The sequence below is a fragment of the Gordonia sp. (in: high G+C Gram-positive bacteria) genome, from assembly GCF_047600565.1.
GTDB lineage: Bacteria > Actinomycetota > Actinomycetes > Mycobacteriales > Mycobacteriaceae > Gordonia.
Window position 1 is genome coordinate 861728 of sequence record NZ_JASGKN010000001.1, and the last position, 14731, is coordinate 876458.

A 14731-nucleotide genomic window follows, 5' to 3' on the forward strand; every position below is an offset into this window, starting at 1 on the left:
CACGGCCGTCAGGCGCGCGGGGCCTCCAGGATCTCGAGGATCCGGTCCAGCTTCTGCGTGTGGCCGGCGAGTTCTCCAGTGTGCTGATCGAGCGTCGCGGTGTGTTGATTGAGCGTCGCGGTGTGCTGATCGAGCATCGCGGTGTGTCGATCGAGGATCGCGGTGTGCCCGTCGACGACGGCGCGAAGTTCGGCGACGTCGGTCTGTACCGCCCCGATCAGGACGTACAGGTCATCGACGTCGTTGCGCAGTCGAGTGTCGTGTTTGGGGTCCGGGATCGAAGCCATGAAACCACGGTAGAGCGGTCCGGTCGCGACACGCCAGACGCAATGTGCCCGGTTGTGGACAACCGCCTACGCTCGTAGACGTGGAACGCATCATCGGCACCGAAGTCGAGTACGGCATCTCCGTCCCCGGAGACCGGACGGCCAACCCGATCCTCACGTCCACCCAGGCGGTCCTCGCGTATGCGGCGGCCGCCAAGGTGCCTCGGCGGGACCGTCGTACCCGCTGGGACTACGAGGTGGAGTCGCCGATGCGCGACGCCCGCGGCTACGACCTGGGCCGCAGCGGCGGTCCGGCACCGGTGATCGATGCCGACGAGATCGGTGCGGCCAACATGATCCTCACCAACGGCGCCCGCCTCTACGTGGACCACGCGCACCCCGAGTATTCGGCCCCGGAGGTCCGTGACCCCCTCGACGCGGTGATCTGGGACAAGGCCGGCGAACGCGTCATGGAAGAGGCCGCGCGCTACGTCGCGACGGTGCCCGGCTCGCCGAAGATCCAGCTCTACAAGAACAACATCGACGGCAAGGGCGCCTCCTACGGCACCCACGAGAACTACCTGATGAGCCGCGACACCCCGTTCGACGACATCATCGTCGGCCTGATGCCGTTCTTCGCTTCGCGTCAGGTGATCTGCGGTTCCGGCCGTGTCGGCATCGGCCAGGCCGGTGAGGAAGCCGGCTACCAGCTGTCGCAGCGCGCCGACTACATCGAAGTCGAAGTGGGCCTCGAGACCACCCTCAAACGCGGCATCATCAACACCCGCGACGAGCCGCACGCCGAGCCCGACAAGTACCGGCGCCTGCATGTGATCATCGGCGACGCGAACCTGGCGGAGACGTCCACCTACCTGAAGGTCGGCACCACCGCCCTGGTCCTCGATCTCATCGAGGCCGGCGTCGACCTGTCCGATCTGTCGCTGGCCTGGCCCGTCGAGGCCGTGCACGCGATCAGTCACGACCCGACGCTGCGCGCCGCCGTCGCGCTGGCGGACGGCCGGGAACTGACCGGTCTGGCCCTGCAGCGGGAATACCTGCAACGAGTGAGCGACTTCCACGACCGGCACTACTCGGGTGATCAGCGTGCGAGCCACGTCATCGAGACATGGGCCGACGTCCTCGACAAGCTCGAGCGGGACCCGATGGAATGCGCCGAGATCCTCGACTGGCCGGCCAAGCTGCGTCTGCTCGACGGCTTCCGGCAGCGCGAAGGTCTGGGCTGGTCGGCGTCACGTCTGCAGCTCATCGACCTGCAGTACTCCGATGTCCGCCTCGACAAGGGTCTGTACAACCGGCTGGTCGCACGCGGCTCCATGCAGCGTCTCGTCACCGAAGACCAGGTGCAGGCCGCGGTGGCGGACCCGCCGGAGGACACCCGGGCCTACTTCCGCGGCAACTGCGTCAGCAGGTTCGGCGCCGACGTCGCGGCGGCCAGCTGGGACTCGGTGATCTTCGATCTCGGCGGTGACTCCCTGATCCGGATCCCCACTCTCGAACCGCTGCGCGGCACCAAGGAACACGTCGGCGAGTTGCTCGAGACCGTCGCCTCGGCCGAAGAACTGGTCGACGCGCTCACCACGTGACCAGACCACCCGAGCAGGCCCTCCACCGGTAGGGTGGAACGACAGAGATCCCGGATAGGAGCGAGCATGGCGCAGGAGCAGACCAAGCGCGGCGGTGGCGGCGGAGACGACGAGGTCACCGGCGGCGGGCCGGCCGGCCAGGAGCGCCGCGAGAAGCTCGCCGGGGACACCGACGACCTCCTCGACGAGATCGACGACGTGCTGGAAGAGAACGCGGAGGACTTCGTCCGTGCCTACGTCCAGAAGGGCGGACAGTGAGGGCCCCGCAGGGCGATCACGCTTCCCGCGACATCTCCTCGTTCACCGAGTTCCTGCGGCACAGCGCGCCGGATCGCCTCCCGGGCCACGGCCTGCCCACCGGCGGCGGATTCTCCGACGCCATCCCGCACGGAACCACGATCGTCGCGGTGTCGTATCCGGGCGGTGTGATCCTGGCCGGCGACCGGCGGGCCACGATGGGGAACCTGATCTCCACCCGCGACATCCAGAAGGTGTTCATCACCGACGACTATTCGGCGGCGGGTATCGCCGGCACGGCGGGGATCGCGGTGGAACTGATCCGGTTGTTCACCGTCGAACTCGAGCACTACGAGAAGATCGAGGGCGTGCCGCTCACCCTGGACGGCAAGGTGTCGCGGCTCGCGACCATGGTCCGCGGCAACCTCGGTGCCGCCATGCAGGGACTGTCGGCGCTGCCCCTGCTCGTCGGCTACGACGAGAACGCCACGGACCCGAGTGCGCCGGGCCGGATCTTCTCATTCGACGTCGCCGGCTCCCGACACGAAGAACTGCGCGGCTACGACGCCATCGGTTCCGGGTCGGTGTTCGCCAACTCGTCGCTCAAGAAGCGCTATCGCAGTGACCTGACCGCCGACGAGGCGCTCGCGGTGGCCGTCGAAGCGCTCTACGACGCCGCCGACGACGACTCGGCCACCGGTGGCCCGGACCTGGTGCGCAAGATCTTTCCGACCGCGGTCCGGGTGGGTCCGGCCGGAGCGGAGACCGTCGAAGAGTCCGCGATCGCGGCGGCCGCCGAATCGGTGATCGACTGTCGGGCATCGGGCGATGAGGAGGCCGGACGATGACCTACCCGTACGGCTACGCCAGTGCCGAACAGATCATGCGGGACCGATCCGAGCTCGCCCGCAAGGGCATCGCTCGCGGCCGCTCGGTGATCACTCTCACCTACGCCGACGGTGTGCTGTTCGTCGCGCACAATCCGTCCAACACGCTGCGCAAGGTCAGCGAGATCTACGACCGTGTCGGTTTCGCCGCCGTGGGCAAGTACAACGAATTCGAATCACTGCGCCGTGCCGGCATCCAGATGGCGGATCTGCGGGGCTACAGCTACGACCGGGCCGATGTGACCGGACTGTCGCTGGCCAGCGCGTACGCGCACACCCTCGGCAACGTGTTCACCGAACAGCCCAAGCCGTTCGAGGTGGAGCTGTGCGTGGCGGAGGTGGCCGCGCCCGGCAAGGACACGCCGTCCCAGCTGTACCGGATCAGCTACGACGGCTCCATCGCCGACGAGAAGTCGTTCCTGGTGATGGGCGGTACCACCGAGCCCATCGCCGACGCCATGGCCGCGGCGTACAAGCCCGATCTGCCACTGGCCAAGGCTCTCACGATCGCGGTGGACGCCCTCGGTGCGGCCGGGACCGAGAACGGCGGCAACGGTTCGGACACGCCGGTGCCGCTGACGTCGGATCAACTCGAGGTCGCGATCCTCGACCGCCACCGGCCGCGCCGCGCCTTCGTGCGGCGCACGCAGGCACAGGTCGCCGAAGTCCTGGGAGAGAAGCCGAAGAAATGACCGCACTGGAGCGCCGGATCATGGGCATCGAGACCGAGTTCGGTGTCACCTGCACCTTCCAGGGCCAGCGCCGGCTCAGCCCCGACGAGGTGGCTCGCTACCTGTTCCGTCGTGTCGTCGCCTGGGGCCGATCGTCGAACGTCTTCCTGCCCAACGGTTCACGGCTGTACCTGGACGTCGGCTCGCACCCCGAATACGCGACCGCCGAATGCGATTCGGTGCGGCAACTGGTGGTCCACGACCGTGCCGGTGAACGCATCCTCGAGGATCTGCTGATCGATGCCGAGCATCGGCTCGCCACCGAAGGCATCGGCGGGGACATCTACCTGTTCAAGAACAACACCGACTCGGCGGGCAACTCGTACGGCTGTCACGAGAACTATCTGGTCACGCGCACCGGCGAGTTCGGCCGTGTGTCCGACGTCCTCCTGCCGTTCCTGGTGACCCGGCAGTTGATCTGCGGTGCCGGCAAAGTCCTGTCGGTCGGCAATCAGACCCAGTACTGCCTGTCGCAGCGCGCCGACCACGTCTGGGAGGGCGTCTCGTCGGCCACCACCCGATCGCGTCCGATCATCAACACCCGCGACGAGCCGCATGCGGACGCCGAGAAGTACCGGCGCCTGCACGTGATCGTCGGAGACTCGAACATGTCCGAGACCACGACCATGCTGAAGGTGGGATCGGCGCTGCTCGTGCTGGAGATGATCGAATCGGGCATCTCGTTCCGCGACTTCGCCCTGGACAATCCGATCCGCGCCATCCGCGACATCAGTCACGATCCGACCGGCCGCCACGAGATCAAACTGGCCGGCGGCAAGACGGCGAACGCCCTCGCCATCCAGCGCGAATACCATGCGCGGGCGGTGACCCACCTGAAGAACCGCACCCCGGACGCCACCATGGACCTCGTGGTGGACCTGTGGGGGCGGGTGCTCGACGCCGTCGAGTCGGGCGACTTCAGCGCCGTCGACACCGAGATCGACTGGGTGATCAAACGCAAACTCCTTCAGCGCTACGAAGACCGTCTGGGGGTGGGACTCGACGATCCGAAGATCGCCCAGATCGACCTCGCCTACCACGACATCCGCCGGGGCCGGGGAGTCTTCGACGTCCTGTCCCGCAAGGGTCTGGCGGCGCGACTGGTCTCCGACGAGGAGATCGACGACGCCGTCGAGAATCCACCGCAGACCACGCGGGCGAAACTGCGCGGCGACTTCATCACGGCGGCGCAGCGGGCCGAACGGGACTTCACCGTCGACTGGGTGCACCTGAAGCTGAACGATCAGGCCCAGCGCACCGTTCTGTGCAAGGACCCGTTCCGCAACGTCGACGAGCGCGTCGAACGCCTGATCGCGTCCATGTGACCCTAAACTCGACGCGTGGCCACCGTTAAGACCGAGCGCCTGCTCAACCTCGTCATCTGCCTGATGTCGGCGCGCACCTACGTGACGGCCGAGTTCCTGCGGGAGAACGTCGCCGGCTACTCCGATGCCGAGCAGAGCCAGGAGTCGTTCAAGCGGATGCTCGAGCGCGACAAGAACGAACTGCGCGCCATGGGCATCCCGGTGGAGACCGGTCATACCCCGTTGTCCGGGGAAGAGGGCTATCTGATCAAACCGGAGCATTACGCCCTGGCGGACATCACCCTGGAGCGCGATGAGGCCGCCGCGGTCGCCGCTGCCGCCGCACTCTGGCACGAGCCCGACGTCGCGGTCGAATCGCAGACCGCCGTCCTGAAGCTGCGCGCGGCCGGCGTCGACGTGACTCCGCCCGAGGAACTCGGCTTCGCCCAGGCCGGTGGCGGGCGGTCGGTGGGGGACGAGCGCGCCGTCCGGGCGCTTCTCGCGGCGATCGATGAGGGCCGAGCGGTCACGTTCACCCACCGCACCGCGGCCTCGTCGGCGCAACGGTCGCTGGAGCCCTGGGGTGTGGTGAGCGACTCGGGCCGCTGGTACGTGGTCGGTCACGATCGGGACCGTGACGAGGTCCGGACGTTCCGGGTCTCACGGATCTCCGACGTGACGGCCATCGGTGACGCCGGTGCCGTCTCGGTACCGGCCGACGCCGACCTGCAGGGGCTGGTCGCCGCCGCGGTGCGTCGTGCCGCCGGTGGCGAGCCGGCCACCGCCATCCTCTGGCTCAAGGAGGGGCGGGCACACGACCTGCGCCGGTCGGCGCAGAGCCTCACCGGCCGGGACTGGAACGGCGAACCGGGAGATGAGGCCGTCGTGCCGATCCGGTCGAGGTCCGGTCTGCTGAGGGCGGTCCTGTCCGCCGGACCGGATGTGGTGGTCCTCGAGCCCGCCGACCTGCGTGACGAGGCGATCGCCGAGCTCGACGCGCTCGCCGCGTCGATCGGAGCCTCGCGATGAGCGCTGCACCGAGCCGGTTCTCGCGGCTGCTCGCGATGGTCCCGTACTTCCTGGCCCGGCCCGGCATCAAGGTGTCGGCCGCGGCGGCCGAACTCGGCGTCAGCGAAGCCCAGCTCACGAAGGATCTCGAGCAGCTGTTCGTGTGCGGCCTGCCGGGCTATGGGGGCGGCGATCTCATCGACATCCAGTTCTGGGACGGATACGTGACCGTCGGCTTCACCGCCGGCATGGACCGGCCGCTCAAACTGACGGGCACCGAAGCCAGTGTGCTGCTGGTGGCGCTGCGCATGCTGCTCGACGCCGGGGGCGCGCTCGACGCCGACGCGGTGCGCCGGGCGATGGCGAAGCTGGAGGACGCGGTCGGATCGTCGTCGCGCGCAGTGGTGGCGGATCCCGCGTCGGGGGTGTCCGAACCCGCATCGTCATCCACGGTGCGGCGTGCGGTCACCGATCGCCGCGCGCTCCGGATGACCTACTACACGCCGAGCCGGGACGAGGTGACCGAGCGGACGGTGGACCCGATCCGCGTCCAGGTGGTCGACGGCCACACGTACCTGGACGCGTGGTGCCGCGAATCGGATGGGCGACGACTGTTCCGGTTCGACCGGATCCAGGCCGCCGAGGTCCTCGACGAGCCGTCGTCGCCACCGGCCGAGGCCGCCGCGACACCGGTCGCCATGCCCGCCCAGAACGAGGCGCTTCCGGTCGCCGTGATCGAGATCGATCCGGGGGAGCGGTGGGTGCTCGAGTACTACGCCGCCGAGCCCGAGACCGACCCCGCCGATCATCCCGACCTGCCGATCCGTGCCCGGATCACCTACGCGTCACCCGAATGGCTGGCCCGCCTGCTGCAGGGCTTCGGTGGACGGGTCCGGCTGGTGTCCGACGACGACCAGGCGCAGAAGGTGCTCGCTGCGATGGCGGCCTCCACGGCCGCCGCGCGGGACCGCTACTCGAACGACGGCTGACCTCCCGGCGACCCGCCCGCCGGAAGCCGGTCGGGTAGCATGAGACAGTAGAAGTCCGGGATCCGACCGCTGAGGTCCCGGAGCCAATTCGGAGGTTTCTCGTGGGTGCAATGCAGCCCTGGCACTGGATCGTCATCATCGTCGTCCTGGTGCTCCTGTTCGGTTCGGCCAAGCTGCCTCAGATGGCGCGCGGCCTGGGCCAGTCGCTGCGGATCTTCAAGTCCGAGGTCAGCGAGATGACCGGTGACAAGGACAAGGCCGCCCCGGTGCCCAAGGAACTGCCGTCGGCGGAACAGAACGCCGCCGACCAGGCTGCCGCTCCGGCGCCGAAGACCAGCGACGATCCCGCCGACAAGTAGCGGGACGGGCCTCTTCCGCGCGTGCGCACACCCGCTCTGCTGCAGCGCCTCGATCCGCGGCGCCGGCGCAGCAAAGTCAACCCCGACGGCTCCATGCCGCTCGCGGAGCATCTCTACGAGCTCCGTTACCGACTGATCGTCTCGATCGTCGCGATCGTGCTCACCACCATCGTCGGCTTCTTCTGGTACAGCCACGGCGTCGGACCGATCGAATCGCTCGGCGAACTGTTGCGCCGTCCGTACTGTCAGCTGCCGGCCACGGCTCGCGCCGACATCACCGGGGACGGGCAGTGCCGCCTCCTCGCCACCGGACCGTTCGACCAGTTCATGCTCCGCCTGCAGGTGGCGCTGACCGCAGGCATCGTCCTGGCCTGCCCGGTCTGGCTGCTGCAGATCTGGCGCTTCGTCACTCCGGCACTGCACAAGAACGAACGCCGCTACTCGGCCACCTTCGTCACGGTCGCCGGCGTGCTGTTCGTGGCGGGCGCCCTGCTGGCCTACTTCATCGTCGCCAAGGCCTTCGACTTCCTGCTGACCGTCGGCAACCAGGTCCAGGTGACCGCACTCTCCGGCGAGTCCTACTTCAGCTTCATGCTGCACCTGCTGCTGATCTTCGGCGTCAGCTTCCAGCTGCCCCTGCTGATCGTCGCGCTCAACATGATCGGCGTGCTCCCGTACACGCGGCTGAAGAAGTGGCGCCGCGGCCTGATCTTCGCCATGTTCGTGTTCGCCGCCGTCGCGACCCCCGGCGGTGATCCGTTCACGATGACCGGTCTGGCGCTGGCGCTGTGCCTGCTCCAGGAGATCGCCATCCAGGTGGCGCGGATCCACGACAAGCGCAAGGCCAAGCGTGGTCCCGGCTGGGAGAATCTGTCCGACGACGAAGCCTCACCGATCGACACCCCGTCGCCCATCGACTCACCCGCCCCGGTCGGCGCCCCGACCCCGGTCGCCACCAGCACCCGCGATTCGGTGCGTGCGCCCGGCGGCTTCGACGAAGTCCTCTGACCGATGAGCACGGACACGGGCGAGCAGACAGCGGGCGACCAGAACACAGGCGACCAGAACACGGGCGACGGACCGATCCTGACGGCTTTCGCCGGCACGGTCGGCTTCGACCTCGACGACTTCCAGGTCCGTGCTTGCCGAACACTCGAAGACGGGCGGGGAGTGCTCGTCTGTGCGCCCACCGGTGCCGGCAAGACCATCGTCGGCGAGTTCGCGGTCTACCTGGCGCTGAGCCGGGGCACGAAATGCTTCTACACGACGCCCATCAAGGCGCTGTCGAATCAGAAGTACCACGACCTGGTGCAGGCGCACGGCGCCCACAACGTGGGGCTGCTGACCGGAGACAACGCCGTGAACTCGTCGGCGCCGATCGTCGTGATGACGACCGAAGTGCTGCGCAACATGATCTACGCGGACTCACCGGCTCTCACGGGGCTGTCGCATGTGGTGATGGACGAGGTGCATTTCCTCGCCGATCGCTTCCGCGGGGCCGTCTGGGAAGAAGTGATCCTCGGGCTGGACCCGGAGGTCGAGGTGGTGTCCCTGTCGGCGACGGTCAGCAACGCCGAGGAGTTCGGTGACTGGATCTCCGAGGTCCGCGGTGACACCGACGTGATCGTCGACGAACATCGCCCGGTGCCGCTCGATCAGCACATGCTGGTCGGTGACCGGCTCTTCGAACTCTTCGACCGGCGGGGCGCATCGGCTGGCGGCTCCCGCCGCGCGAAGGTGGATCCGGAGCTCTCCCGCTACATCAAGCACCGCGTGCTGGCCGACGACGACCGCGGACACGACCGCCGCCGGGGTCGTGGCGGGCGAGGTGGACGCGGACCCACGGTGTCGCGTCCGCGCCTGATCCGCCGGCTCGACGATGAGGGCCTGCTCCCGGCGATCGACTTCATCTTCTCCCGCGCCGGGTGCGAGGGGGCACTCGCACAGTGCCTGCGGAGTGATCTCAACCTTCTCGAACCGGAGGACGTGCCGAAGGTCGACGCGATCGTTCGGCGCCATCTCGCCGAGCTCGCACCCGGTGACGCAGAGGTGCTGGGCGTGGACGACTGGTGGGCGGGTCTGCAGCGCGGATTCGCCGCGCACCATGCCGGGATGCTGCCGGCGTTCCGGCAGGCCGTCGAGGAACTGTTCTCGGCCGGGCTGATCCGGGCGGTGTTCGCGACCGAGACCCTCGCCCTGGGCATCAACATGCCGGCACGCTCGGTGGTGCTGGAACGCCTGGTGAAGTACAACGGCGAAGCCCACGTCGACCTCACCCCCGGCGAATACACACAGCTCACCGGCCGGGCGGGCCGACGGGGGATCGACGTCGAAGGCCACGCCGTCGTCGTGTGGACACCCGAGGTGGTGCCCGAACGCGTCGCCGGCCTGGCCGGTGCCCGGACGTTCCCGCTGAAGAGCTCCTTCGCACCGGAATACAACATGGTGCTCAACCTCGTCGACCGGCTCGGCGTCGAAGGGTCACGGGATCTGCTGCGCCGATCGTTCGCCCAATTCCAGACGGATCGTTCTGTCGTCGGACAGGCACGGCAACTCGATCAGGCGCGCCGCACGCTCCGTCGGATGGATCTTCAACTCGCGGAGGCGGCAGACGCCAAGGGCATCGACCCGGGCGGCACGGTCGGCGAGGACGCCGGCGACGACCCGTACGCCGGGTTCCTCGGGTACGCCTCGCTGCGCGAAGACATCCGGGCCCACGAACGGGAGGCCCGGTTCGCCCGTCGCATGGAGAGCGGAGCGGCCATCGGCGAGGAACTGTCCTCACTGAAACGAGGACACGTCATCGCGGTGTCGGCCGGCCGGCACCGCGGACTCGCCGTCGTACTGGAACCGGCCGCCTTCCACAACGATCCGAAGCCACTGGTACTGACCGACGACGGATGGGCCGGCCGGGTGGGGGCCGACGACTTCGTCAACCCGCCCGAGGTCCTCGGGCACATGCGGATCCCGAAGGGCGCCGACCGGCGCAGCGGCCGCGGCCGCAAGGAACTCGCACGCGCTCTCCGGGACACCGGCATCACCCGGCCGATCGGCCGGTCGGCCAAGCAGAAGAAGCAGTCCACCCATGATCGGGAACTGACGGCGCTGCGCAACCGGCTGCGATCGCATCCGGTGCACCGGATGAAGGGGACCGACGAGCTGTTCCGGCTCGCGGAGGCGCGTAACCGGGTCCGCCGCGAGATCACCGCCCTCGAAGACTCGATGACCCAGCGGGTCTCACGTCTGGAGAATGACTTCAACGCGGTCACCGCGGTCCTGATCGAACTCGACTACCTCGAAGACGACGGTGCGGGAGGGCTGAACGTGACGCCCACCGGCGACGTTCTGCGGCGCATCTACTGCGAGACCGACCTGCTCGTCGCCGAGTGCATCCGTGCCGGCATCTGGGACCGCCTGTCCCCGCCGGAACTGGCGGCCGTCGCCTCGGCCATGGTCTACCAGTCCCGCCGCGACGCCTTCGGTGGCGGCGTCGACTCGATGCCGGGAAGCGCGACCGTGCGGAATGCGCTCACCGACACCCTGGCGGTGTGGGAACGGACCAACGAGGTCTGCGAACGACACACCGCCGAGGGTTCCGAGGTGATCGGGCTTCGTGAACCCGACACCGGTTTCTGTGCGGCGGTGTCGGCGTGGTCGGCCGGTCGTTCACTGAGTGAGGCTCTGACGGCGGCCTCGGCCGGAGGACAGTTGCTGTCCCCGGGTGACTTCGTCCGCTGGAACCGTCAGGTGATCGATCTCCTTGAGCAGATCCGAGCCAGCGTCGACCCGGAGACCCCACTCGCGGGAGCCGCGCGGCGGGCGGCCAAGAGCCTGCGACGCGGTGTCGTGGCAGCCGGTTTGGAGTGACTTCCTGCGGTACCTTTAGTCCGACTCCGGCGAAAGACTGAGGACCATGACCACCCGTGACGACGATCAGCGGCCCGGTCGGCCGCCGCGCCGGGCACCGGGTGGATCGCCGTCGGATCCGGCGTCGCCGTACAACGCCCCCACGCGGGCTCAGCCGGCCCGTCCCCGCGATGAGACGGCGCGCCGGGTGCCGCCCCCTCCGGGGCGGCGCACACCTCCGCCCGGCAGAACCGCGATGGACCGTCGTCCGGCCGGGGCGCCGCCGGTTCCCTCCGGACGGCCGTCCTCCGGACGGCCGTCGCGGCCGCCGGCGCCGAGCGGCTCACCCCAGGGCGGTGTGACTCCGGGCGGCCCTGTCCGGCAGCGACCCCCGCGGACCCGCCCGCCCGGTGATCGGAACCCTCCGGCCGCACCTCGCCCGCCCCGTCCGGCGGCGGGAACACCGCCGCGCCCGCCCGCCGGCGCCACGGCTCGTGCACGTCCGATCGCCGCACCGCCGCGGCGGCGTCCGGCTCCCGGGCCGGGGCCCGGACGGCCCGTCCGTATCGCAGCATCCGTCGACCGACAGCGTCTGCTCCGCCGCCGGATCGCGGTCGGCGGCGGGCTCGCCGGCGTCATCGGCGTGATTTTGCTCCTGACCGCCTACGTGTGGCCGAAATGGGCCGGGCCGATGATGTCGCAGACCGCCGTGCAGGACGGCGTGGTGCGGATTCTCACCGACCGGAACCACGACGTCGGCTACGGCATCACCGGCGTCACCGACGTGGCGTGTCCTTCGGGTCAGCCCGCCAAAGCCGGCCACGCGTTCACATGCACGGTCACCGTCGACGGTGAGAAGAAGCACGTGAAGGTGATCATCGAGAACGACAAGTACCAGTACTCGGTCAGCAAGCCTCAGGACTGACCGCGCCGCGGAGTCACCAGTGCAGGGCGGTGGCCAGCCGATCGACCGACGAGCCGATGCCCAGCTCGCCGACGAGGCGGTCCAGCCCGGCCCGATCATCCGGTGTCGTCGGCAGCGTGTCGTCGCCGCGGCGAGCGACGGTGGCGGCGTCGGTGCGGACCGCCACGACAGTCCGGGCGGCAGCGAGATAGTCGCCGGCCGACTCCAGCGACGCCACGATGCGGGGCGAGATCGGCGCATCGGGTTCCCGCACGGCCGCCTCCAGCCCGTCCAGCCCGCCGTACTCGGTGATCAGCTTGGCCGCCGTCTTGTCTCCGATACCTTTGACGCCCGGCAGGCCGTCGGACGGATCGCCGCGCAGGATCGCCATCTCCGCATAGGCGACGCCGGCGCGTTCGGTCGGCACCGCGTACTTCGCGGCGACCTCCGCAGGTCCCATCAGCTCCGCTTTAGCCAGACCGCGTCCGACGTAGAGGACCCGGACGGCGACCGGGTCGTCGGCGACCACCTGCAGCAGATCCCGATCGCCGCTGACGACCAGCACGTCGTCGACGCACTCGGTGAACGCGAGGGTCCCGATCACGTCGTCGGCTTCACAGCCCTGCGCCCCGGACGTCTCGATCCCCGCGCACCGGAGCACGTCCAGGATCATGTCCACCTGCGGGGTGAGGGTGTCGGGCACCTCCTCGGCGCTGCCGTCACCGGATTCGGCCACGCGATGGGCCTTGTACGAGGGAATCAGGTCCGTGCGGAACGCCGGTCGCCAGTCGAGATCCAGGCACACCACGAGCCGGGTGGGGGAATGCGTGGTGACCAAGGCGGCGATCGTGTCGATGAAGCCCCGCACCGCGTTGACCGGACGCCCGTCGGGGGAGGTCATCTTCTCCGGCAGTGCGTAGAAGGAACGAAACCACAGACTCGCGCCGTCGAGGAGCATCAGCTGACCCATGACAGCCACTGTTTCACAGATAGGCTGGCGTCATGACGAACGAGGCGACCCGATTCGGCAGCGACGTCTACGCACGGCGGCTGGAGCGGGCGGCGGAACTGACACGGAAGTCCGGGCTCGACGCACTCGTGATCGGGACAGGGCCGGACCTGCGCTACCTGACCGGTGCGGTCGCCGACACGTTCGAACGGCTGACCGCCCTCGTTCTGCCCGCTGACGGCGATCCGTTCGTGGTGACGCCGCGGATGGAACTGGCGAGTCTGCGGAACTCCGCGATCGGGGACCTCGGCCTGACGGTGCGGGACTGGGTGGACGGTGAGGACCCGTACGTGCTCGCTCTGGACGGGCTGTCCGGCGGAGTCTCCGCGCTGGGGGTCTCCGACGCACTACCGGCGCTGCACGTGATCCCGCTGTCCGATCTCGCCGGTGCGCCGGTCCGTCTGGCGACGCCGGTGCTGCGGGAGATGCGGATGATCAAGGACGACGCCGAGATCGCGGCGCTCACCGAAGCGGGCGCCGCCATCGACCGGGTGCACGCCCGGATGGGTGAATGGTTGCGTCCCGGACGCACCGAGGCGGCGGTCGCCGCCGACATCGCCGCCGCGATCGTCGAGGAGGGGCACACCGAGGCCGCGTTCGTGATCGTCGGGTCGGGTCCGAACGGCGCCGACCCGCATCACGAACACTCGGACCGGCTGATCGGCCCCGACGACGTGGTGGTGATCGACATCGGCGGACCGATCGCGGTCGGCTACAACTCCGACTCCACCCGAACCTACTGCTTCACCGCCCCGCCGAACGAGATCGCGGGCGCCTTCGACGCGCTCGAGCAGGCGCAGGCAGCGGCCCTGCACGCAGTCCGCCCCGGCGTCACCGCGGCGAGTATCGACGACGCGGCCCGGGCGGTGCTGGCCGATGGGGGGCTGTCGGACCACTTCATTCACCGCACGGGTCACGGTATCGGTCTGTCGGTGCACGAGGAGCCGTACATCGTCGCGGGCAACGACCTCGTGCTGCGACCGGGTATGGCGTTCAGTGTGGAGCCGGGAATCTACTTCGCCGGCCGGTGGGGCGCGCGGATCGAAGACATCGTCGTGGTGACCGAGGACGGGGGCCGCGCGCTGAACACGCGGCCCCACGGTCTCAGCGTGCTGCGCTGACCAGTTCTTCGGCCTCGGCGTCGGCCTGCTCAATCACCGCGTCGGCGCGGGCCCACCGGAGCGAGGCCAGCACCGCCAGGACACCGGGGACGCCGACGGCGAGCAGGGCGAGGACGAACGGCGCCGGTGCGCTCTCGCTGACGGCATGATTGATGCCGTCACCGACGTTGCCGAGCGCGAACAGGCCACCGATCACCAATGCGGCCCACGCGGCGCCCCGCGCCCGGAACGCCAGGGTGATGACGATGGGAACGATCGCCCAGATCAGAAAGGCGGTGACCTCCCAGGTCATCGCCGAATTGTGGTCGGCGAGCGGCGCGTACGACTCTCCGCCGTGGTCATGCGCATGACCGTGGTCGACGTCGACGGTGAGCCCGCCGACGGCGCTGTACAGGTGCAGGATGAAGAAGGCGAACGAACCCAGGGCGGTGGTGATCCAGCCGAGTGCGGCCGCCAATCGGGGATC

Annotated in this window: 15 protein-coding genes; 12 read left to right on the forward strand and 3 right to left on the reverse strand. The window is 69.1% G+C overall.

Going from position 1 to position 14731, the window contains the following annotated elements:
• Window positions 1-8: 8 nt before the first annotated feature.
• Window positions 9-287, reverse strand: coding sequence for a hypothetical protein (locus tag QM774_RS04165; protein WP_414974683.1), 279 nt, complete (start codon window positions 285-287; stop codon window positions 9-11).
• 80 nt (window positions 288-367) lie between these two features.
• On the opposite strand from QM774_RS04165, the gene dop reads away from it, so the two are divergent.
• The 11 genes from dop (at window position 368) to QM774_RS04220 (ending at window position 12156) form a co-directional block, all read left to right on the forward strand.
• Entirely contained in the window at window positions 368-1870 is a 1503-nt protein-coding gene (gene dop, locus QM774_RS04170; protein WP_414974684.1) for a depupylase/deamidase Dop, read from the forward strand.
• Window positions 1871-1936: 66 nt separating this feature from the next.
• Window positions 1937-2128: a ubiquitin-like protein Pup gene (locus QM774_RS04175; RefSeq protein WP_414974685.1), complete on the forward strand. Its 192-nt coding sequence runs from the start codon at window positions 1937-1939 to the stop codon at window positions 2126-2128.
• Window positions 2125-2955 (forward strand): proteasome subunit beta, encoded by an 831-nt coding sequence (prcB, locus tag QM774_RS04180; RefSeq protein ID WP_414974686.1) that lies wholly within the window; start codon window positions 2125-2127, stop codon window positions 2953-2955. Before QM774_RS04175 ends, prcB begins: the two co-directional genes overlap by 4 nt.
• The gene (gene prcA / locus QM774_RS04185) at window positions 2952-3686 is read left to right on the forward strand and encodes a proteasome subunit alpha (protein WP_414974687.1); all 735 of its coding nucleotides are present in this window, start codon (window positions 2952-2954) and stop codon (window positions 3684-3686) included. Before prcB ends, prcA begins: the two co-directional genes overlap by 4 nt.
• Window positions 3687-3691: 5 nt before the next feature.
• Window positions 3692-5050: a Pup--protein ligase gene (gene pafA, locus QM774_RS04190; RefSeq protein WP_414976587.1), complete on the forward strand. Its 1359-nt coding sequence runs from the start codon at window positions 3692-3694 to the stop codon at window positions 5048-5050.
• A gap of 15 nt (window positions 5051-5065) precedes the next feature.
• Window positions 5066-6058 carry a helix-turn-helix transcriptional regulator gene (locus QM774_RS04195; RefSeq protein WP_414974688.1) on the forward strand — a complete coding sequence of 331 codons (993 nt, stop codon included), beginning with the start codon at window positions 5066-5068 and terminating at the stop codon, window positions 6056-6058.
• Complete coding sequence (locus QM774_RS04200) at window positions 6055-7026, forward strand: helix-turn-helix transcriptional regulator (RefSeq protein WP_414974689.1); 972 nt, start codon at window positions 6055-6057, stop codon at window positions 7024-7026. The genes QM774_RS04195 and QM774_RS04200 overlap by 4 nt, the downstream gene beginning before the upstream one ends.
• Before the next feature lie 101 nt (window positions 7027-7127).
• Window positions 7128-7385: a Sec-independent protein translocase subunit TatA gene (gene tatA, locus QM774_RS04205; protein ID WP_414974690.1), complete on the forward strand. Its 258-nt coding sequence runs from the start codon at window positions 7128-7130 to the stop codon at window positions 7383-7385.
• Between the two features lie 21 nt (window positions 7386-7406).
• Entirely contained in the window at window positions 7407-8393 is a 987-nt protein-coding gene (tatC, locus tag QM774_RS04210; RefSeq protein ID WP_414974691.1) for a twin-arginine translocase subunit TatC, read from the forward strand.
• Between the two features lie 3 nt (window positions 8394-8396).
• Window positions 8397-11252, forward strand: coding sequence for a DEAD/DEAH box helicase (locus QM774_RS04215; protein WP_414974692.1), 2856 nt, complete (start codon window positions 8397-8399; stop codon window positions 11250-11252).
• Between the two features lie 622 nt (window positions 11253-11874).
• Entirely contained in the window at window positions 11875-12156 is a 282-nt protein-coding gene (locus QM774_RS04220) for a DUF4333 domain-containing protein (RefSeq protein ID WP_414974693.1), read from the forward strand.
• Window positions 12157-12169: 13 nt separating this feature from the next.
• Here QM774_RS04220 and QM774_RS04225 read toward each other — a convergent pair whose 3' ends face one another.
• Window positions 12170-13105: a 5'-3' exonuclease gene (locus QM774_RS04225; RefSeq protein ID WP_414974694.1), complete on the reverse strand. Its 936-nt coding sequence runs from the start codon at window positions 13103-13105 to the stop codon at window positions 12170-12172.
• 32 nt (window positions 13106-13137) lie between these two features.
• On the opposite strand from QM774_RS04225, the gene QM774_RS04230 reads away from it, so the two are divergent.
• Complete coding sequence (locus QM774_RS04230) at window positions 13138-14265, forward strand: M24 family metallopeptidase (protein WP_414974695.1); 1128 nt, start codon at window positions 13138-13140, stop codon at window positions 14263-14265.
• Here QM774_RS04230 and QM774_RS04235 read toward each other — a convergent pair.
• Window positions 14249-14722 carry a hypothetical protein gene (locus QM774_RS04235; protein ID WP_414974696.1) on the reverse strand — a complete coding sequence of 158 codons (474 nt, stop codon included), beginning with the start codon at window positions 14720-14722 and terminating at the stop codon, window positions 14249-14251. The two genes, QM774_RS04230 and QM774_RS04235, sit on opposite strands and share 17 nt — an antisense overlap.
• Window positions 14723-14731: the final 9 nt, after the last annotated feature.